The organism is Saxibacter everestensis, assembly GCF_025787225.1.
Taxonomy (GTDB): domain Bacteria; phylum Actinomycetota; class Actinomycetes; order Actinomycetales; family Brevibacteriaceae; genus Saxibacter; species Saxibacter everestensis.
This window is the reverse complement of the sequence record NZ_CP090958.1, coordinates 3,897,418-3,917,269: the sequence shown is the minus strand read 5'-3', so window position 1 is coordinate 3,917,269 and position 19,852 is coordinate 3,897,418. Positions and strand designations below refer to the sequence as shown.

14 protein-coding genes are annotated in these 19,852 nt (G+C 64.5%); 7 read left to right on the top strand and 7 right to left on the bottom strand.

Annotation, left to right across the window (positions count from 1 at the left end; all coding sequences use genetic code 11):
* Positions 1 to 79: 79 nt before the first annotated feature.
* The 4 genes from LWF01_RS18500 to LWF01_RS18485 all read right to left on the bottom strand — a co-directional run bounded on the left by LWF01_RS18500 (position 80) and on the right by LWF01_RS18485 (position 4,873).
* Entirely contained in the window at positions 80 to 1,051 is a 972-nt protein-coding gene (locus LWF01_RS18500) for a 3-hydroxyacyl-CoA dehydrogenase family protein (protein WP_349638843.1), read from the bottom strand.
* 3 nt (positions 1,052 to 1,054) lie between these two features.
* Positions 1,055 to 1,537: a ribose-5-phosphate isomerase gene (locus LWF01_RS18495; RefSeq protein WP_349638842.1), complete on the bottom strand. Its 483-nt coding sequence runs from the start codon at positions 1,535 to 1,537 to the stop codon at positions 1,055 to 1,057.
* 34 nt (positions 1,538 to 1,571) lie between these two features.
* Positions 1,572 to 3,278 carry a dihydroxyacetone kinase family protein gene (locus tag LWF01_RS18490; RefSeq protein ID WP_349638841.1) on the bottom strand — a complete coding sequence of 569 codons (1,707 nt, stop codon included), beginning with the start codon at positions 3,276 to 3,278 and terminating at the stop codon, positions 1,572 to 1,574.
* Between the two features lie 191 nt (positions 3,279 to 3,469).
* A complete protein-coding gene (locus LWF01_RS18485) occupies positions 3,470 to 4,873 on the bottom strand; it encodes a multidrug effflux MFS transporter (RefSeq protein WP_349638840.1) in 1,404 nt (467 codons plus the stop codon).
* 318 nt (positions 4,874 to 5,191) lie between these two features.
* Here LWF01_RS18485 and LWF01_RS18480 point away from each other — a divergent pair, with 318 nt between their 5' ends.
* The 4 genes from LWF01_RS18480 to LWF01_RS18465 all read left to right on the top strand — a co-directional run bounded on the left by LWF01_RS18480 (position 5,192) and on the right by LWF01_RS18465 (position 10,303).
* Entirely contained in the window at positions 5,192 to 7,537 is a 2,346-nt protein-coding gene (locus tag LWF01_RS18480; protein WP_349638839.1) for a (Fe-S)-binding protein, read from the top strand.
* A 379-nt stretch (positions 7,538 to 7,916) separates the two neighbouring features.
* Positions 7,917 to 8,735, top strand: coding sequence for an ABC transporter ATP-binding protein (locus LWF01_RS18475; RefSeq protein WP_349638838.1), 819 nt, complete (start codon positions 7,917 to 7,919; stop codon positions 8,733 to 8,735).
* 8 nt (positions 8,736 to 8,743) lie between these two features.
* Positions 8,744 to 9,517 carry an ABC transporter permease gene (locus tag LWF01_RS18470; RefSeq protein WP_349638837.1) on the top strand — a complete coding sequence of 258 codons (774 nt, stop codon included), beginning with the start codon at positions 8,744 to 8,746 and terminating at the stop codon, positions 9,515 to 9,517.
* 15 nt (positions 9,518 to 9,532) lie between these two features.
* Positions 9,533 to 10,303, top strand: a complete 771-nt coding sequence (locus LWF01_RS18465) for a MerR family transcriptional regulator (protein WP_349638836.1) — start codon at positions 9,533 to 9,535, stop codon at positions 10,301 to 10,303.
* Positions 10,304 to 10,496: 193 nt separating this feature from the next.
* On the opposite strand, the gene LWF01_RS18460 is transcribed toward LWF01_RS18465, so the two are convergent.
* Together LWF01_RS18460 and LWF01_RS18455 are read right to left on the bottom strand one after the other, a co-directional pair.
* Positions 10,497 to 11,861: an NAD-dependent succinate-semialdehyde dehydrogenase gene (locus LWF01_RS18460; RefSeq protein WP_349638835.1), complete on the bottom strand. Its 1,365-nt coding sequence runs from the start codon at positions 11,859 to 11,861 to the stop codon at positions 10,497 to 10,499.
* A 336-nt stretch (positions 11,862 to 12,197) separates the two neighbouring features.
* Entirely contained in the window at positions 12,198 to 13,754 is a 1,557-nt protein-coding gene (locus LWF01_RS18455; RefSeq protein ID WP_349638834.1) for a PucR family transcriptional regulator, read from the bottom strand.
* A gap of 133 nt (positions 13,755 to 13,887) precedes the next feature.
* Here LWF01_RS18455 and LWF01_RS18450 point away from each other — a divergent pair, with 133 nt between their 5' ends.
* The 3 genes from LWF01_RS18450 to LWF01_RS18440 all read left to right on the top strand — a co-directional run bounded on the left by LWF01_RS18450 (position 13,888) and on the right by LWF01_RS18440 (position 18,344).
* Positions 13,888 to 15,378 (top strand): CoA-acylating methylmalonate-semialdehyde dehydrogenase, encoded by a 1,491-nt coding sequence (locus LWF01_RS18450; protein WP_349638833.1) that lies wholly within the window; start codon positions 13,888 to 13,890, stop codon positions 15,376 to 15,378.
* A gap of 96 nt (positions 15,379 to 15,474) precedes the next feature.
* A complete protein-coding gene (locus LWF01_RS18445; protein WP_349638832.1) occupies positions 15,475 to 16,824 on the top strand; it encodes an aspartate aminotransferase family protein in 1,350 nt (449 codons plus the stop codon).
* Positions 16,825 to 17,054: 230 nt separating this feature from the next.
* The gene (locus LWF01_RS18440) at positions 17,055 to 18,344 is read left to right on the top strand and encodes an amidohydrolase (RefSeq protein WP_349638831.1); all 1,290 of its coding nucleotides are present in this window, start codon (positions 17,055 to 17,057) and stop codon (positions 18,342 to 18,344) included.
* A 116-nt stretch (positions 18,345 to 18,460) separates the two neighbouring features.
* Here the strand turns inward: LWF01_RS18440 and LWF01_RS18435 are convergent, their stop codons facing one another.
* The gene (locus LWF01_RS18435; protein ID WP_349638830.1) at positions 18,461 to 19,834 is read right to left on the bottom strand and encodes an NAD(P)/FAD-dependent oxidoreductase; all 1,374 of its coding nucleotides are present in this window, start codon (positions 19,832 to 19,834) and stop codon (positions 18,461 to 18,463) included.
* Between the last annotated feature and the right edge of the window lie 18 nt (positions 19,835 to 19,852).

The window sequence follows — 19,852 nt, the reverse complement described above, 5'->3', positions numbered from 1 at the left end:
TGCCTTGCGGTGGTCCGGCATTCCCCTTGTGGCGGCCGGCTGGCCCGCCCTGGCCCGGGGTTGCCTTGTGGCGGGTCGGCTACCTGGCAGCCGTCGGCGGCGGTCCGAGCTCCGCAATCAGCTGTGAAAGCCTCGCGTACGCCTTGTTGCGGTAGGCGATCAGTTCGGCGGTCTGTTCGGCGGTGAGGTCGGTGAAGCCACCGCCGCTCTTGGTGCCGAGCTTGCCTGCGTCGACCAGGTCGGTAAGCATCTTCGGCGTCTTCATCTTGTCGCCGAAGTGCTCCTCGAGCTGCGCGAAACAGAACTTGTAGACGTCTAGTCCTGCCATGTCCGCGATCACGAAGGGGCCGAAGAATGGCGTCCGGAAGCCGAAGGTCGTTGAGACGATCTTGTCGACGTCTTCGGCGGTGGCGATGCCCTCTTCGACGATCTCGATCGATTCCTTGAGCAGCACGTACTGCAGCCGGTTCAACACGAAGCCGGCGTTGTCCTTGATCCTGGCACCCACCTTGCCCACGGCGGAAACGAAGTTCTCCACCGTTGCGATCACGTTCTCGTCCGTGCCCGGATGCGCGATGATCTCAACACCGGGGATGAACGGCGAGGGATTCGAGAAATGCACCCCGAGGAAGGTCGATGCATCCGCGAACGCCGGCGCCATCGACTCGATCTGAATCGTCGATGTGTTGGAGCCGACAATTGCTTCCGGACGTTTCGCGGCGTCGATGCGCGAATGCACGTCCTGCTTGATCGCAGGAACCTCTGGGACTGCCTCGGCTATGTAGTCGACGGAACGGACGGCATCCTCAATCGACTCGGCGGCGGACAGGTTCTCCCTGATTCTGTCGGCGCTGCCTGCTGGAAACAGTCCTTCCGCCTCGAACTCGGCGGCTTCCTTGTTCAGGCGCTCCAGGTTCGTCACGGTGAGTTCCGGCGAAGCGTCGGCCAGGTTGACCGGGATGCCTGCCATTGCCATGACCTGTGCGATTCCGCCGCCCATGTATCCGGATCCGACGACGGCCGCTGTCTTGATTTCAGAAATATGGTTCACGCTCTACGACTCCCCATCAGTTGCTGCTTCGTAGTCACCGATCGCGGCGACCTTTTCCGCCGATGCCGACGACGTGTCGAACCGGTAGGCGAGCCATTCGCCGGCCAGGCGGCGCGCTAGTTCCAGGCCGATGACGCGCTGGCCCATCGTGAGCACCTGCGCGTTGTTCGACAGGATCGCCCGCTCGACGGAGTAGGCATCGTGCGCCGTGACGGCGCGGACCCCCTTGACCTTGTTCGCGGCGATGGCGACGCCAAGGCCGGTGCCGCAGACCAGGAAGGCCCGGTCGGCCTTGCCCTCGGCCACGAGCCGCGCGGCGGCAACCGCGACGTGCGGGTAGGCGGTGTGCGATTCGGCATCGACGCCGACATCGGTGACCGATTCGACCAGGTGATGGCCTTCGAAATCGGCCTTGATCGCTTCTTTATAGTCGAACCCGGCGTCATCCGAGCCGACGACGATCCGTAGCTTCTCTGGTTCACTCATGCGCTCTTACTCCCTTGTCTGGGTCGGATCTGTGTTACGCCAAAATCGTGGCGACGGCATTGACAATCATGGCCAGCGATGTCGCGCCGGCGTCGGGCGTTCCCATGCTCTTCTCGGCTAGCGGCCGGGCGCGCCCCATCTTCGGCACCAGGTCTGCCGTCGCATCGGCGGCTTCCTGTGCCGCGGTGGCAGCGCCCGCCCACGCCTCACGGAGCGGAGCACCGGCGGCAACCCGGTCGCTTAGTTCGCTGGCGAACGGCACCAGCACGTCGACCATGGTCTTGTCGCCGACGTTCGCCTTGCCGAGATGCATCACGCTGTCTTTTGCCGCGGTGATGCCGGCTGCCACATCCGATGCCGATACCCGGTCGGTGTCGCCGAAGGTCTCGGACAGTGCACCGAGCGCAACTCCCCAGAGCGCGCCCGAAGTTCCGCCTGCCCGGTCTGCCCAGGCATCGGCGGCGTGCCGCAGCAGCGTGCCGGCGCCGGCTCCGCCGTCCAGCGCCTTCTGCGCGGCATCGAGCGCCGCTCGCACACCACGCTCCATTCCGATGCCGTGATCGCCGTCGCCGGCAACCGCATCGATCCGGCCAAGTTCCTCGGCGTTGTCGATGATCGTCTTTCCGGTGACCTGCAATGCCGCTAAGACCCTCTCAGCCGCGTCCCGGGAAACTTCGGTGGCTTCCGGGATCGCGTGCACGTCCTCGACCTGGATCTCCGACTCACTGAGCTGCTCGGCGGCTTTCACCACGCCTTTCCGGAAAGCTGGCGCATCGACCGGGTCGGTCCACAACTTTTCAAGTTCGTCGTCGAGCCAGAACAGGGTCAGCGAGGCTCCGGCCATATCGAGGCTCGTGCACAGCTCCCCGACCTCGGGGTCGACGATCTCAAGCCCCTGCTCGGCGAGCAGTTGGTGAACCCGGCGGTAAACGACGAACAATTCTTCATACTTCACGGTGCCGAGGCCATTGAGCAGAACGGCGACCCGGTTGCCCTTTCCTTCCGGGACATCGGCCAGCAGCTTCGCCACGAAAAGCTCCGCGAGTTCGTCTGCGGTCGGGATGTCCTGTTCCGAAATGCCGGGTTCGCCATGGATACCGAGTCCAAGCGACATTTTGCCTGCGGGAACCGTGAACAACGGCTCCTTGGCTCCCGGCAGCGTGCAGCCGGCGAAGGCGACGCCGAACGATCGGGTGCGGTCATTCGCGTGGCCGGCGACCCGGACCACGTCTTCGTAGGAATAGCCGGCGTCTGCCGCGGCACCGAGAATCTTGAAGACGGTGAGGTCGCCGGCGATTCCGCGGCGTTTGTGGATCTCGTCCTTGCTCGCGCTGGCGATATCGTCGGTGACCGTCAGGATCGTGGTCTGGATTCCTTCGGCGTTCAATCGCTCGGCGGCCTGTCCGAAGTGCAGCACGTCTCCGGCGTAGTTGCCGAAGCTGAGCACGACGCCGCCGCCCTGATCCGCGGCTTTGGCCACGCTGTAGACCTGCTGCGCCGATGGCGAGGCAAACAGGTTGCCCATCGCGGCACCGTGTGCCAGGCCCTGACCGACCAGGCCCGCAAACGCCGGGTAGTGTCCGGATCCTCCTCCGATCACGACCGCGACGCTGCCTGCCTCAGGTTTCGCGCTCCGGATGACGCCACCCGGGACCTGGCGCACATGGTGCGGATAGGCGGCCACAAATCCTTCGGTGAGCTCATCGGCAAAGGCGCTGGGCTCGTTGAACAGGCGGGTCATATCTACTCCGATATCGTTCTGGCCGGGTCTGGCGATTTTGTTGGCAGAACGAAAGCCCGCAGCATCGCCACGAGCTCATTCATCACCGTCACACCCCACTGTGCGTTACGCCTGCATGTAGTCGCGCAAGCAATCTTCCAATTTCCTATAGGATTGCCGTTTAGCCCGATTCTGTCAAGTGAGCCGGCCCGCTAGGCCACCTTCTCGGCTTCTCCACCCCAGGGAATATCCCGGACGATCTCGCTCGGCCGCGCCATCAGGTGGTAGACGACGGTCGCGACCAGCAGGCATGCCGCCATGATCGCTGCCATCGGCACCGCGGAACTCGCCCCGAACAGCCCGGATACCGGCGCGATGATCGATCCCACCAGGAACTGGCTCGCGCCGAGGAATGCAGCTGCTGCCCCGGCACGATTGCCGTGTTCATGCAGGGCGATCACTGGATTGTTCGGCATTACGAAGCCGAGACTGAACAGCACGAGCAGAATTCCGCAGACAACACCAGTGACGCCAAGGTCGAGCAGCGCGCTCGCCAGCAACAGCGCACCGGCGCCGGTCCCGCCAATCAGCGCGACTCGCATGATCCGGGCCGGGTGCACCCGGCCGACCAGGAAGCCGTTCAGCTGGCTGCCGGCGGTCAGCATCAGCGCGCCGGCGGCGAAGAGCAGCGCGTAGACCTGCGCACTCATTCCGTACAGTCCCTGGAAGATGAACGTCGCAGAACTTATGTAAGTGAACAGTGCGCCCATCGCAACGGATCCGGTCAGCACGAGACCGATGTAGCGCCGAGACCGGATCAGGACGCCGTAGGATCGCAACGCGGCGCCGATCCCGCCCTTGACCCTGCGCTCTACCGGAAGCGTGTCCTTGACAAAGATCAGCGCGAGAACGACCAGGGCAAGGCCGAACAGGCCCAGACCGAAGAACATGGTTCGCCAGGTACCGAACAGCAAGAATTGTGCGCCGATCGTCGGTGCCAGCACGGGCGCGACGCCGACGATCAACATCAGTCGGGAGATCAGCCGGGCCAGAATCGATCCGGAATACAAGTCCCGAACCATCGCCTGGGAAAGCACCATGCCCGCGGCCGCGGTGAGGCCCTGCAGGAAGCGCATCGCGAAGAGCAGGGCAATGGTGTCCGACAGAGCCACAACGACAGAGGCGAGAACGTATATCGACAGCGCGACGATCAGCGGATTGCGTCGGCCGAGCGCGTCCGAGATCGAGCCGAGCAGCAACTGCCCGAGCGCGAGGCCGGCCAGCGTGGCGGTCAGGGTGAGCTGGACTACTGCCTCGGTCGTGCCAAGATCCTCAGTTACCGCCGGAAATGCGGCCAGATACATGTCGATAGTCAGCGGGCCGATGGCGGTCAGTGCGCCAAACAACAGCAGCCGACCGGCGGATGGCCGGGCGACCCCGTGCGGCCGCACTTCGTGGGCCGGCTGAGCCTCCGCGCGCGCTTGAGCTTCCACCGTCGGCCGCACTTCGGGGGCCGGCTGAGCCTCGCCGGTGGCAGCCGTGATGGCGACGTCGGGCGTTTCGTTGTCGTCGGCTTCGGTCGAAGGTGCTTTGTCGGCACGGGGTGGCAAGGTCACAGCTACCAAACACATAGGAGGTGTATGAGAATTCCCGCGGGTATTCGCCATCGATCCTCTTCGGGTACCTACAGCGTACCGAGTTTGCCGCTCGGCCGGGGCGATATCCACTGGCTCGGCATCGACAATTGCGGGGTCTAACTCCCCCGGGAGCGGCAGGATCGCTCACATTGTGAGATCCGGCCGGTTACTCATGAGTCAGCTCCCGCTTTTGTCGCACGGCTCCGGTTAGCCCAGCCTTGCTAAAACGTGAGGCAGTCAACAAAGTAGGCTTCAGATGAAGTATTGCGCCAGTACTTACTCGCAGTGGAGGTCCCTATGAACCCGTGGCAGATCGCCGCCGTGACACTCGGCGTCGCGGCAACGCTTGTGGGTTGGACATTCTTCATCCGCCGCATCGTGAAGTTCACCAGCTTCTTCAAGCTCGGCGCGCCCACCCTCGACGGCGAGCGAACCACTGAGCCCGGAGCCCGCACTGTCACGCTGATCCGTGAGTTCCTCGGCCACACCCGGATGGCCCGCAAGCCGATTGTGGCGATCGCGCACTGGTTCACCATGGTGTCGTTCGGCGTCCTCGTGCTGACGCTGGCGCAGGCGTCGGTTCAGTTGTGGGACCCGCACTATGTGTTGCCGATAATCGGTCACTTCGTGCCCTATGAATGGCTCACCGAGTTCATGGCGGTAATGGGCCTGTTGGGCATCATCTACCTGTCCGTGGTCCGCCAGGTACGCCACCCGCGCAGGCTGCAGCGCAGCTCGCGGTTCTTCGGCTCCAGCTTCTGGCAGGCCTACTACGTCGAAATCACGATTCTGATCGTCGCGGTGTGCATCGTGGCTCTGCGCGGCCTGGAGTACCAGCTGCAGCTACGCAGCGAGGACGTGTCCGCGATCCACTTCCCCTTCACCTTCTGGCTGGGAAACCTCTTCTCCGGCACCGAAACGTCGACGATCGAAGCCTGGGTCGTCGCCATCGCGCTGATCAAACTGCTGACGTCCTATGCCTGGATGGTCACCGTCGGGCTCAACGCGACGATGGGCGTTGCCTGGCACCGCTTCCTCGCCTTCTTCAACATCTGGTTCAAGCGGCACCCGCAAGGCAGGACAAGCCTCGGCGCGCTGCAGCCGATGGCCGCCAAGGGCAAGCAGATCGACTTCGAGAACATCGACGAACTCGACGAGGACGCCGCGCTGGGCGTCGGCAAGGTCGAGGACTTCACCTGGAAGGGCCTGCTCGACTTCTCCACCTGCACCGAATGCGGCCGCTGCCAGGAGCAGTGTCCGGCATGGAACACCGAGAAGCCGCTGAGCCCCAAGCTGCTGATGATGGCGCTGCGTGACCACGCCGACGCGAAGGCCCCATGGCTGCGTGCAGCGGAAGAAGCGGCCGGTGATGCAGTCACCAAGGCGAAGGCGGCCGGCGAGGAACCCGACGCGTCCGCAATTGCGACTCTGCGGGATCCGCACGAAAACGTCGACCTGCTCGGCTCGTTGTCCGAGCACGCTCAGCAGGAGGCAGTACGCCAGTTGGTGGGCGAAATCGACGCCGCGAATCCCACGCTGGGCGCGGTTGTCGACCCCGATGTGCTCTGGTCCTGCACAACGTGTGGCGCCTGCGTCGAGCAATGCCCGGTCGACATCGAACATGTCGACCACATCGTCGACATGCGCCGTTACCAGGTACTGATTGAGTCGGCCTTCCCGACGGAACTGGGCGGACTGTTCAAAAACCTGGAGAACAAGCAAAACCCCTGGGGGATGAACCAGCGCAAGCGAATGGAGTGGGCCAAGGACCTCGACTTCGAGATCAAACAGGTCGGCGGCGCCAACGAGAGCGACCCGGAAGACCTCGCCGAGGTCGAGTACCTGTTCTGGGTCGGCTGCGCGGGCGCGTTCGAGGATCGGGCCATGAAGACCTCCCGGGCGGTGGCCGAGTTGCTGCACATCGCAGATGTCGACTTCGCCGTGCTCGGTGACGGCGAGTCCTGCACCGGTGACCCAGCGCGCCGGGCCGGCAACGAGTTCCTGTTCCAGATGCTGGCGCAGGCAAATGTCGAGGTGCTCTCGGACCTGAAGGCACGCAAGATCGTGGTGACCTGCGCGCATTGCTTCAACACGATCTCCAACGAGTACCCGCAACTCGGCGGAAAGTTCGAGGTTGTTCACCACACCCAGCTGCTGAACAGGCTGGTTCGCGAAAAGCGGCTGGTGCCGATAGCGCCCGGTCCTGGCGAGGCCGCGTCGACACCGACCCCGGTGACCTACCACGATCCGTGCTATCTGGGACGGCACAACGGCATCTACACTCCGCCCCGCGACCTGATCGGCTCACTGCCAGGCGTGGAGTACCGAGAGATGGAGCGGTCCAAGGAAAAGTCGTTCTGCTGCGGAGCCGGTGGCGCCCGGATGTGGATGGAAGAAAAACTCGGCACCCGGATCAACGAGAACCGGACCGCCGAGGCCGTGGGCACCGGCGCCGACAAGATCGCGATCGGTTGCCCGTTCTGCCGGGTGATGCTCTCGGATGGCCTGACCAAGGCGCAGTCCGAAGGCGCCGCCCGCACCGAGGTGGAGGTCGTCGACGTGGCACAGATGCTGCTGTCTTCGGTCAAGCGCGATGGCGGATCCGCGGCTGCAGAATCTTCCGCGCAGCCGGCGCCGGTCTAGGGCGCGTCTGACAACTGCTGGTCCCGGCGGTCACGGCGTAATGAGGACAGCGGCGCACTAGGCGATCGCGCGTGACCAGCGGGAGCCGGTTCCCTCAGTAAACCGCTCAGGCACTGGTGACCTCCGATTCCGGCTCAGTCCTGTTGTTGTCGGCCGTATCGTAGCGCCGTGGTCGAGATTGGGGCTTGACCTTGATCCCGCATCAACCCTGCATCCTGTTGGCAGGAGCTTTCCACAGGGTGTGGGACCGGCTCTCCAAGAGGAGGCAAATGATGTCGGGTTTCATCGAGAAGGTCGTCGGCGACATCGGCGACAAGGAGCGGCAGCGGTTGATCGGCGCGATTGCCCGCGCCGAGGCAGAGACCGGGAGCCCCCGATCATGAGCTCCGGATCGATCGTCGCTGCGGCGATCCGTGTGCGGGGTCTGGAGAAGTCGTACGGAAAGGTCGACGTGCTGCGCGGGGTGGACTTCGAGGTCGCCCGCGGAAGCATCTTCGCCCTCCTCGGTTCCAACGGGGCTGGCAAGACAACGGCCGTGAGAATCCTGTCCACGCTGCTGAAGTCCGATGCGGGCACAGCCAGCATCAACGGCTTCGATATCGCCGTCGGAGCAGCGGACGTGCGGGAGTCAATCAGCCTGACCGGACAGTTCGCCGCCGTCGACGAGATCCTCACGGGGCGGGAGAACCTGATCCTCGTCGCCAAGCTCCGCCACCTCAAGGCGCCCGGCATGATCGCGGACGGCCTATTGGCGAGGTTCGCGCTGACCGAGGCCGGCAGTAGGAGGGCCTCGACCTACTCGGGTGGCATGCGCCGACGGCTGGACATCGCAATGAGCCTGATCGGAGACCCGTCGATCATCTTCCTGGACGAGCCGACGACGGGGCTCGACCCTGAGGCGCGGATCGAGGTGTGGCAGACCGTGAAGGAACTGGCGCAGCGGGGGACGACTGTGCTGTTGACCACGCAGTACCTTGACGAGGCGGAGGAGCTGGCTGACCGGATCGCGATCCTGCACAAGGGACGAATCATCGTGAATGGCACCCTGAGCGAGCTGAAGCAGCTGCTGCCACCCTCGAAGGTCGAGTACGTCGAGAAGCAGCCTTCCCTCGAAGACATCTTCCTCGCGCTCGTCGGCGAGGGCAGCAACAACGACACCGGCGGGGACGACCGCGCCACGGATTCAGGAAAGAAGTAGGGAACGACATGGTCACGCACTTCGTCGCAGACACCGCCACCCTCACGGGGCGGTCAATGAAACACGTCACCCGGAGCCCTGACACCATAATCACGACCGCGGTGATGCCGATCGCGATCATGCTGCTGTTCGTCTACGTGCTCGGCGGCGCCATCGATACCGGGCCCGAGGCCGGCTCTAGTTCGTATATCGACTACATGCTGCCGGGCGTCCTGCTGATCACTGTCGCGATGGGCATCTCCTACACCGCCTATCGGCTCTTCACCGACATGCAGGGAGGGATCCTCGACCGGTTCAACTCCATGCCGATCGCCCGACCCTCCGCGCTGTGGGCGCATGTGCTGACCTCGCTGGCGGCGAACCTGATCTCGGTCGTGATCGTAGTGGGTATCGCCCTCCTGATGGGCTTCCGAACGGGGGCGGGAGTGCGCGGCTGGCTCGCAGTCGCGGGCATCTTGGTGCTGTTCATCCTTGCGCTCACCTGGGTCGCGGTGATCGCCGGCCTGTCGGCGAAATCGGCGGAGGGCGCGAGCGTCTTCTCCTACCCGCTGATCTTCCTGCCGTTCATCAGCTCCGCGTTCGTGCCCACCGAGTCAATGCCCGGGCCGGTGCGCTGGTTCGCCGATCGCCAGCCGGTGACGTCGATCGTGAACACGATCCGCGATCTGTTCGCCCAGCGGTCGGTCGATGCCGACATCTGGATCGCGCTGGCGTGGTGCGTCGGCATCGCCGTCGTAGCATATGCCTTCGCGATGGTCGCCTATCAGCGGAAGATTGCCTGAGGCACTATGGATGTCATGCTCACCATCAGCCAGCTCGCCGCGTACGCCGGTGTGACGGTGGCGACCGTCCGGCATTACCACAAGCTCGGGCTGCTGCTCGAGCCCGAGCGCGACAGTTCCGGGTATCGGAGTTACGACGCTGCGGCAATGGTGCGGCTGATCCGGATACACATTCTCGCAAGCGCGGGCGTGCCTCTAGCCCAGGTGGAGGACCTCCTCGACGCCGGGCCGGAGGAACTCGCCGAGGGCGTCAGCGAGATCGACAAACGGCTGCGCGCCGAGGTCCGACGGCTGCAGGACACTCGCAAGCGGCTCGCGCGGCTCGCTGCTGGAGAGCAGATGGCGCTTCCGCCGAGCGTCGTGGGCTATCTCGACCGGCTGCGCGGGCTGGGCGTCGAGGAGAAGTACATCGAGATGGAGCGGGATGCCTGGATCATGGTCGCGGCACAGGTCCCCGACCAGATCGACACCATCATCGCCAGCAAGCACGAAGATCTGGACGACCCGGACATGGTGCGCCTGTACAGCCTGCTCAGCGGATCGCCCGACTGGACAGCCGACGACCCGCGAGTGGTCAAGGTCGCCGACATCCTGGACCGAATCCTGACGCGCGCGGTCGAGTCCGGCGACGTCGACGAGGACGGCCTCGACGACAGGTTCGTCGACCTGCTGGACGCGACCATGGCCAAGTCCGCCCCAGCGGCCGAGCGGCTGCTGACGCTCCTGGAGGAGCGGGGCTGGAAGGGCTTGACCCGGTTCGAGCGCATCCCCGTCGACAGAAACTAATACGTAGCGCCAGTATGCCCACCACCTCCGCGCGACGCCGCCAGCAGGCTGCACCAAGGCAGACCCCCTGACAGAACGCGGTCGCAGAACACGAAGGCCTCCTGGTTGCGAAGCGGATTCATTAACAACCCGCCTCGCAACCGGAGGCCTTCGTCATGCCCGGGTTGCACGGCATCCCGGTGCGACGCCTTGATCAGTCGGCGACGTAGAACATTCGCTTGTTCACGAACTCGTCCATGCCCAGCGGTCCGAGTTCCCGGCCGAAGCCTGAGCGCTTGACGCCGCCGAAGGGAATCTCGGCGCCTTCTCCGGCCGCTGTGTTGACATTGGCCATGCCGACTTCAAGTCGCTGCGCGAGCTTGGTGGCCCGCTCGGGGTCGGTGCTGAATACCGAACCGCCCAGACCGTACTGGGTGTTGTTCGCCAGCTCGAGCGCTTCCTCGTCGCTGCCGACCTTGTAAACGACCGCGACGGGCCCGAACAGTTCCTCTCGGTATGCCCGCATCTCCTCGGTAATCCCTGACAGCACGGCCGGGGAGTAGAACGCTGCCGGTCCGTCGCTCAGTACGCCGCCGGCGTGCAGCGTCGCCCCCTTGTCCACTGCGTCCTGCACCTGCTCGGCCAGCGACTCGGCGGCGGCGCGCGACGAGAGCGGTGAGTACGTCTCAGTCGCCAGCGCCTTCTCGGTAAGCTTGCCGACGAAGTCGTCGAACAGGTCGTCCATCACGATCATCCGCTTGTTGGAGTTGCAGGCCTGGCCGGTGTTGTACATCCGGAAGTCCCACGCGGTACCGGCGACCTCGTCGATGTCAGCCGTGTCGAGCACGACGAACGGGTCGGATCCGCCCAGCTCCAGCACGCACTTCTTGAGGTGCTTTCCGGCCAGGGCGCCCACGATTGCGCCGGCGCGCTCCGAGCCGGTCAGCGAGACACCCTGGATGCGCGGATCGGCGATGATCGTCTCGATCTGGTCGTGTGTCGCGAAGACGTTGATGTACGCGCCCTCGGGCAGTCCGGCGTCCTTCATGATCTGCTCGACCGCGAGCGCGGAGCCCGGCACCGACTCGGCGTGCTTGAGGATGATGGTGTTGCCCAACATGAGGTTCGGCGCCACGAACCGGGCGATCTGGTAGAACGGGAAGTTCCACGGCATGATGCCCAGCAGCGGGCCGATCGGCAGCCTCTGCACCATCGCCTTGCCGCCGGAAAACGCCTTGATCGGCTGGTCCGCAGCCAGGGTCGGGCCTTCGTTCGCGAAGTACTCGAAGATCGCCTGACAGAATTCAGCCTCTTCGACCCCCTCGGCTTCCGGCTTGCCCATCTCCCGGGTCGCAATGGCCGCGAGTTCGTCGGCCCGCTCGGCGAACAGCGCCGCAACCTTCTTCACGACCTCTGCTCGCTCGGTGATCGGCACATCTTTCCACGTCCCGTATGCCGCGGCCGAGGACGACAGTGCCGCCTCGATCTCGGCGTCGGTCGCGATGTCGAACGAATCGACGACCTCACCGGTCGATGGGTCGGTGACCTGGTAGGACGGTCCTGATGTAGTGCTGCTCATTGGTATCTCTTCCTGGAATAGCGCCGATGCCTGAAGGCACCAGCGTGACGCCGTGCGCCATTACCGGTTGCGTCGGATGATTGCCTCTGGTTGCCCTCATCCCGAGGTGAAATCCATGGTAGCTCTGCCGACTGCCTACGCGCTTGCGAGTCCGGCCAGAAAGGCAGGAACCGGATTCCCGGCGGCCCCGCGGGGAGGGTCGCTGCGACGGCTGGGAGGGTTGCTGCGACCGGCCGGGAGGGTTGCGGCCCCCATTTCGACTGCTAGCACTCCCAAGTATCCGATCACCGAGGCGCCAATGGTCCCGTGCGTCGCGCCACTCCTCATGAAGGGCCGCTACCCGCCGAGCGCCAGAACCGCCAGGTGCAGAGACGTGCGGGTTTCGGCGTCATCCAGCGAGACACCGAGCAGACGCTCGATCCGGCCAAGCTTCGCATACAGTGCCGGCCGGGACAGGTGCAGCCGTTTGGCGGCATCGACCTTCGACCCGCCTGAGCCGAGAAAGACGCTGAGCACCTCGATCAGGTTGGCACCGGCCGCATCGGCAAGGTGCAGGGCGGCGAGCTCCCGTTCGGCGAAGGCCTGCAGCCGGACGTCGTCGCGCAGCTCGTGCAGCAGACCGCGGACATGCAGGTCCTCGACCCGCCAGATCCACTGTTCCTCCCGCCGCGCTGCGCGGAGCCAGGGCGTGGCCGCTTCCCCGCTAGCCCCAACGACATCGGCGACATGCAGGGCGGTGGCCAATGATTCCCGCGCCGAGCGGACCTCGGCGACGCACTCCCCCGCGCACAGCATCCAGGCCGGCAGCGCCGACGCCAGTGCCGATAACAGCTGTTCGGCACGTTCCGGCGATTTTGCCGGCAACAACATGACAGGTACTCGCCCGAGCCTGCCGATCAGGCCGGAGATCTGCTGCCGGTCCAGCTCGGCGAGCAGGTCGGCATCCGGCGATCCTGCCGCCGTTTCGGGTGTTCGCGCCACCAGCGCAATGCCGGTCATCTGCCGGCCCTCCAGACCGACGCCGAACGCCTTCGCCCGCAAACTCACCTCGCGTGCGGACAACGAGTAGTCCATCAACCCGGCAATGATGTTTCGGTGCGTCGACAGTTCAGGCGCCAACGTTGAGCCGTCCAGTAGCCGGCCCAGCGCGAGCGTCGACGCCGCGCGTTCGAGCAGCATGGCCTGTGAGGGCTGATCGACGGAATCGACCATCACGAGCCGGCCCCAGATGTGCCCGCGGGCGCCGACCGCCGAGGTGATCCAGCCGCGCTCCTGGCTTCGCCGGGAGATCTGCTGCCAGCGACCGAGAATATCGTCGGCATCGGCCTCGGTCAGCCCGGCGAAGCCCAGCACCCGGTGGTTCAGGTCCTCGAGCACCACTGGCGCGGCGGAAAGCCGGGCCGCCTCAGAGATCACCTCGCTTTGGGTGGCACCGCGCACCGTGAGTTCGTGAAATGCCCTGTGCACCTCCTCAGACGCCTTGAGCCGCTCGACCTGCGATCCCAGCACCTGCTCGTGCACGATCCTGGTCACCGCGACAAAACGGATCTCATTGGCGAGCGCGATAAGCGGCAGTCCGCTGCGTTCGGCCTCAGTCACGAGAGCGGCCGGCAGTTCATCCCGGTACCGCTTGCCGAGTTCGATCACCAGACCGGCGACACCAGCGTCGACGATCCCGCGGATGAAGGCGCGCAGCGCCGCCGCATTGTCGGGAAGCGCGATTCCGGTGCTCAGCACCAGCTCACCACCCTGCAGCAGATAGCCGGTGTCCGGCAGTTCGAGGACATGAACCCAGGTGACCTGGCGGTTCAGCGATTCCGCGCCGGCAACCACCTTCGGCTTCCCACGCCGAACGGCTGGAACGTCGAGCACATCGGCAACTGTCAGCGGCATTTACACAATGTACCTAATTTGCTGGAATTGCTGACACTCTGTAGCTACCTCGAAGCCCGAAAGCGGGCAACGATGGTAGTACTGACTACCCCTGCCGTGAACCTGACTGCAGATTCAAAGGAGAACAATCCCAGTGAACGTCCTCAAGCATTACATCAACGGCGAATACGTTGGCGACGCCGCGGCCTCGCGCACCTCACCCGTTTTCAACCCGGCAACCGGCGAACAAGCCTCACAGGTACTGCTGGCCAGCGAACAGGATGTCGACACTGCCGTCGCCGCAGCGCAGGCTGCGCTTCCGGCCTGGCGCAACACCAGCCTGACCAAGCGCACGCAGATCATGTTCCGTTTCCGCGCCCTGCTCGACGCCAACCGCGACCGGCTTGCCGCGGCTGTTACCTCCGAGCACGGCAAGGTGCTCTCCGACGCCGCCGGTGAGGTCTCCCGCGGTCTGGAGAACGTGGAATTCGCTTGCGGCCTTCCAGTTCACCTCAAGGGGGGCCACAGCCTGCAGGCGTCGACCGGGGTCGATGTGCATGAGCTTCGCCAGGCGGTCGGTGTCGTTGCCGGCATCACACCCTTCAACTTCCCGGTGATGGTTCCGCTGTGGATGCTGTCGAATGCCATCGCCTGCGGAAACACTTTCATCCTCAAGCCCAGCGAGAAGGATCCAAGCGCCGCGCTGATCATCGCCGAGCTGTTGACCGAAGCCGGGCTGCCGGATGGCGTCTTCACCGTGCTGCACGGTGACAAGGTGGCCGTCGACGGCCTGCTAAACCACGATGACGTGAAGGCTGTCAGCTTTGTCGGCTCCACCCCGATCGCGCAGTACGTGTACAGCAATGGAACTGCCCAGGGCAAGCGGATTCAGGCACTCGGCGGTGCCAAGAACCACATGGTTGTACTGCCGGATGCCGACCTGAACGCCGCTGCGGACGCCGCCATCTCCGCGGCCTACGGCTCGGCCGGCGAACGCTGCATGGCCGTTTCAGTCCTGGTTGCGGTGGGCGACGTAGCCGACGAACTGGTCGGCAAGGTGCAGGAACGGATTGCCAAACTGTCTATCGGCGACGGCACCGACCCGGCATCCGAGATGGGCCCGCTCGTCACGGCGCAACACCGGGACAAGGTCGCTTCATACATCGACAAGGGCGCCGCCGAGGGCGCGACGGTGGTCGTCGACGGACGCGAACAGAAGTTCGACGGTGACGGCTTCTTCATCGGCGTTTCGCTGCTGGACAACGTGAAGCCGGGAATGGCGGTGTACGACGAGGAAATCTTCGGGCCGGTACTCGCCGTTGTCCGCGCCGAGAACTACACGGACGCCGTCGAGCTGATCAACAACAACGAGTTCGGCAATGGCGTGGCGATCTTCACCCGGGATGGCGGCGCGGCCCGCTCGTTCGAGGCCGATGTCGAGGTCGGCATGGTCGGCGTGAACGTGCCGATTCCGGTTCCGGTCGGCTGGTTCTCCTTCGGCGGCTGGAAGAAGTCCCTGTTCGGCGACAGCCACATGTACGGCCCCGAAGGAGTACATTTCTTTACCAGAACGAAAGTTGTGACCACCCGCTGGCCGGATCCATCGACGAGCGTCGTCGACCTCGGCTTTCCGAGCAACGACTGATTCCAGAAGCGACTGAGACCAGCAACGACTGACGGTTCCAGCCACAAGCAAAGCAACACCGGTCTTCGACAAAAAGACCGAGAGAAGGAAACTGTGATGGCAATCCCAACAACAGCCGACGAGGTGCGGCGCCTCGACCGTGACCACGTGCTGCACTCGTGGTCCGCGCAGGCCCACATCAACCCGCTGCCGATCAAATCGGCCTCCGGTGCGTCGTTCAGCGACTACGACGGAAACACCTGGCTCGACTTCGCCTCGCAGCTGGTGAACTCCAACATCGGTCACCAGCACCCCAAGGTCGTCCAGGCGATCAAGGACCAGGCCGAGAAGCTGTGCTTCGTTGCCCCTGCGTTCGCCAACGACGCCCGAAGCGAACTAGCTCGACTGATCGCGGAACGTGCACCGGGAGACCTGAACAAGGTCTTCTTCACCAACGGCGGCGCCGAGGCGAACGAGAACGCAATTCGGATGGCGCGGGTGCACACCGGTAAGCAGAAGATCCTCTCTGCCTACCGCTCGTACCACGGCGCAACCCACACAGCGATAACGGCGACCGGCGATCCACGTCGCTGGGCTTCGGACAACTCCTCAACCGGTATCGTGCACTTCTTCGGTCCATACGCCTACCGTTCTGCGTTCGGCGCGAAGAATGAGGCAGAGGAACTGGAGCGGTCGCTGGGGCACCTCGAGCAGCTCGTCATGCTCGAAGGTCCGGGAACGATTGCGGGCATCCTGCTGGAAACCATCGTTGGCACCAACGGAGTGTTGCTGCCGCCGGACGGCTACCTGGCCGGCGTCCGCGAAATCTGCGACAAGTACGGCATCATGCTGATCGCCGACGAGGTCATGGTTGGCTTCGGCCGGGTTGGTGAATGGTTCGCCATCAACAACTGGGGCGTCACGCCTGACCTGCTGACCTTCGCCAAGGGCGTCAACTCCGGGTACGTTCCGCTCGGTGGCGTGGTCATGTCGAAGGCGATCGCCGATACCTTCGAAGACCGGCCTTTCCCGGGCGGCCTGACCTATTCGGGCCATCCGCTGGCCTGTGCCGCCGGCGTTGCGTCCATCGAGGTATTCGAAGAAGAGAAGATCCTCGAACACGTCAAGGACCTCGGCGAGCGGGTGTTGCGTCCCCGGCTGGACAAGATGGCAGTCGACCACCCGAGCATCGGCGAGATCCGCGGCAAGGGACTGTTCTTCGCCCTCGAGCTGGTGACCAACCGCGAAACCCACGAGCCGCTTGTCGTGTTCAACGCCTCCGGCGCCGACGCGGAACCGATGACGAAGCTGCTGGCAGCATGCAAGGAGCGCGGAGTCTGGCCGTTCACGCACTTCAACCGGTTGCACATCGCTCCGCCTCTGGTTATCTCCGAAGAGGAGCTGGTGCGCGGCCTCGATGTCATCGATGAAGCGCTGAAGGTCGCTGACGAGTACTACACCGGTTAGGCATTACGCCGAGATCCCGGGCTGCCGTGAGGTGGGCTACCACCCACTCAGGCGCAGTCCGCCTCGGCACAGCCCGCTCGGCCACAGCCGACACCGGCTCAGCCCTTCTCAGCACAGCCCGCGAAGCCAGGGTCTTCAGACACGTGTGTTCACACAACGCGTCGAAGACCCTGGTTTCGCGCTTTTCGGCTGCGCTAAGCTGCCACCATCCACCCTTAAGGAGTAGATACATGTCGCAGAACTCAGTCGCCGAACGCACTGCCGCCATGCTCAGCGAAGAGCACATCGCCAATCTCGTCGAGTTGTACAAGGACCTGCACGCGCATCCCGAACTATCCATGCAAGAGGTCCGGACGGCGGGCATCGTCGCCGAACGGCTGGCAAAGGCCGGGTACGAGGTGACTGAGGCAATCGGGCAGACCGGCGTGGTCGGTGTGCTCAGGAATGGCGAGGGTGCCACCATCCTGTTGCGTGGAGATATGGATGGCCTACCGGTGCGGGAACAGACCGATCTGCCCTATGCCAGCACCTTCCAGGGCACCACCCCCGAGGGTGAGACGACGTACGCGATGCACGCCTGCGGGCACGATGTGCACACCACGGCGCTACTCGGCACGGCCGAGGCGCTGGCCGCCCACCGGGACAACTGGTCGGGCACCGTGGTGATTTGCGCCCAGCCCGCCGAGGAGACCGGCGAGGGCGCCGTCGCCATGCTTAACGACGGTCTGATGACGAGATTCCCCCGGCCGGATATCTGCCTCGGCCAGCACACCGGACCTGCCCGTGAAGGGACGATCCTGCACCGCAGCGGGATCATGATGTCCGCTGCAGCGAACGTCACCATCAAGCTGTTCGGCAAGGGCGGGCACGCCTCGCAGCCGGAATCCTGCGTCGACCCCGTGGTTGCGGGCGCCTACCTGGTCACTCGGTTGCAGACGATCATTTCGCGTGAGGTGCCGCCATCGGATGCCGCGTTGCTATCCATCACGATGTTCCATGCCGGCTCGAAGGCAAACATCATCCCGAACGACGCCACCATCACGATGAACCTGCGAGTGCGTTCCGATCAGCGTAAACAGCAGATTCTGGCCGGCATCGAGCGCATCGCAAAAGCGGAAAGCGAGGCGGCCGGCCTGGTCGCCCCGCCGGAAATCACCGTGTTCTCCAACTTCCCGGTGACCGTGAACGATGGCGCCGTCGTTGACCGGGTCCGGACAACGCATGAAGAACTTTTCGGCGACGCGGTGGTCGAAGGACCTGTTCTGATGGGCAGCGAGGACTTCTCCGAATTCGGCATCCCCGGCGAGAACCGCTACGACGGCGATCCGATCCCATACGCCTACTGGTTCTTCGGCATCACCGACCCGGAGCTGTTCGACGCTGCGGACGGCGACGACTTCTTCGCCAAGATGGCCAACGTTCCGGTCAATCACACCGACCGGTATGCGCCGTCGACGCCGGAGCCCACGGTCCGGCTGGCGACGAAACTACTCACCTCCGCCGCGCTGACCTACTTGTAGCCCCGGGGAATCGCCTGAGTCGTGGGTTTAGCGCTGAATCGTCGGAAACAACCCACGACTCAGTTGCAAACCCACGACTCACCTGCCTTACCCACGACTCACCCCAAAGCCCTTGGCTAGCCGCGTCCCGAGACCTTGTCCGCCACCTTCGCAATCGGGGATGTTGTCGCCCGGTTATTGTTCTCGGCCCGGTCGGCCGCGTAGTAGGCGGTGTACATGGTCTGCACGCCCAGCCATCGAATTGGCTCGACCTCCCAGCGGCGAACCTTGCGATTCACCCACGGCATCGTCACCAGCTCGCTCTTGTCGCCCAGCACCAGATCGCGAAGCGTCCGGCCCGCGAGGTTTGTCGCCGTCACGCCGGTGCCGACATAGCCGCCGGCCCAGCCGATCCCGGTTTTACGGTCGAGTCCCACGGTGGCCTTCCAGTCACGGGGCACTCCGAGCACTCCGGCCCAGGCATGATCGATCGCTGCTCCCCGGGTCGCCGGGAACATGCTGTGCAGAATCTCGGTGAGCATCGTAATCGTTCCGGGCTGCGTTGTGCCGTCGGTGTCTGTCTTTGAGCCGAATCGGTACGGCACACCACGTCCTCCCAATGCGATCCGGTTGTCTTCGGTGCGCTGCGCGTACATGTAGGCGTGCGCCATATCGCCCAGGGTGTCCATGTGCTTCCAGCCGATCTGGTCCCAGACGTCGTCCGGCAGCGGCTCGGTGGCGATCATCGACGAGTTCATCGGCAACCAGGTCCGGTGTTCGCCCTTGAGATTTGCCGTGAAGCCTTCCGTGGCGCGCAGGATGAACTGCGCCGACACGTTTCCTCGATCCGTCCTGGCCAGCCGCGGTGCGATTTCGGTGACCGTGGTGCTCTCATAGATCGTGACACCGAGCCGCTCGACGGCCTCGGCCAGGCCCCGCACCAGCTTCGCCGGGTGCAACCGGGCGCTATGCGGGTGGTGGATGGCGCCAAGGCAGCCTGCGACATCGATCCGGGCGTTTGCCTCGTCGGCCGATAGCAACGTCGCCGCGGCTTCGGGCCATGCGGCCTCGGCATCCGCAAGCTGCCTGAGCCGGGCGAGTTGAGCCGGGTTGCGGGCGACGGTGAGCTCACCGCCCTTGACGATGTCCGCATCGATACGTTCCGCCGCCGCAACCCCGGCAACCTCGTCGACGGTTTCATTCAATAGGGTCTGGAACCGGCCGACGACGGCGCGGTCGTGCGAGCGGAGATACTGTTCGCGGCCGCCGGTCACGCTGTTCGTCAGCCATCCGCCGTTCCGGCCCGATGCGCCAAATCCGGCAAACCGGCTCTCCAGGACGACGATGTCCAGGTCCGGCCTTGCCTGCTTGAGGTAGTACGCGGTCCAGAGACCGGTATAGCCGGCCCCGACAACGACGACATCGGCCGTTCGATCGCCGTCCAGTGCTGGCCGTTCGGTAGGGATACCTGAGGCGGCATACCAGAAGGAGACATTTCCATTGGTTGTCACTTTGCTTCGCTTCCTTTG

Excerpts from the sequence above, each read along its gene's own strand:
- LWF01_RS18440 (WP_349638831.1), top strand. The coding sequence starts at position 17,055 with ATGTCGCAGAACTCAGTCGCCGAACGCACTGCCGCCATGCTCAGCGAA.
- LWF01_RS18470 (WP_349638837.1), top strand. The coding sequence starts at position 8,744 with ATGGTCACGCACTTCGTCGCAGACACCGCCACCCTCACGGGGCGGTCA.
- LWF01_RS18475 (WP_349638838.1), top strand. The coding sequence starts at position 7,917 with ATGAGCTCCGGATCGATCGTCGCTGCGGCGATCCGTGTGCGGGGTCTG.
- LWF01_RS18455 (WP_349638834.1), bottom strand. The coding sequence starts at position 13,754 with ATGCCGCTGACAGTTGCCGATGTGCTCGACGTTCCAGCCGTTCGGCGT.
- LWF01_RS18490 (WP_349638841.1), bottom strand. The coding sequence starts at position 3,278 with ATGACCCGCCTGTTCAACGAGCCCAGCGCCTTTGCCGATGAGCTCACC.
- LWF01_RS18460 (WP_349638835.1), bottom strand. The coding sequence starts at position 11,861 with ATGAGCAGCACTACATCAGGACCGTCCTACCAGGTCACCGACCCATCG.
- LWF01_RS18465 (WP_349638836.1), top strand. The coding sequence starts at position 9,533 with ATGCTCACCATCAGCCAGCTCGCCGCGTACGCCGGTGTGACGGTGGCG.
- LWF01_RS18480 (WP_349638839.1), top strand. The coding sequence starts at position 5,192 with ATGAACCCGTGGCAGATCGCCGCCGTGACACTCGGCGTCGCGGCAACG.
- LWF01_RS18445 (WP_349638832.1), top strand. The coding sequence starts at position 15,475 with ATGGCAATCCCAACAACAGCCGACGAGGTGCGGCGCCTCGACCGTGAC.
- LWF01_RS18495 (WP_349638842.1), bottom strand. The coding sequence starts at position 1,537 with ATGAGTGAACCAGAGAAGCTACGGATCGTCGTCGGCTCGGATGACGCC.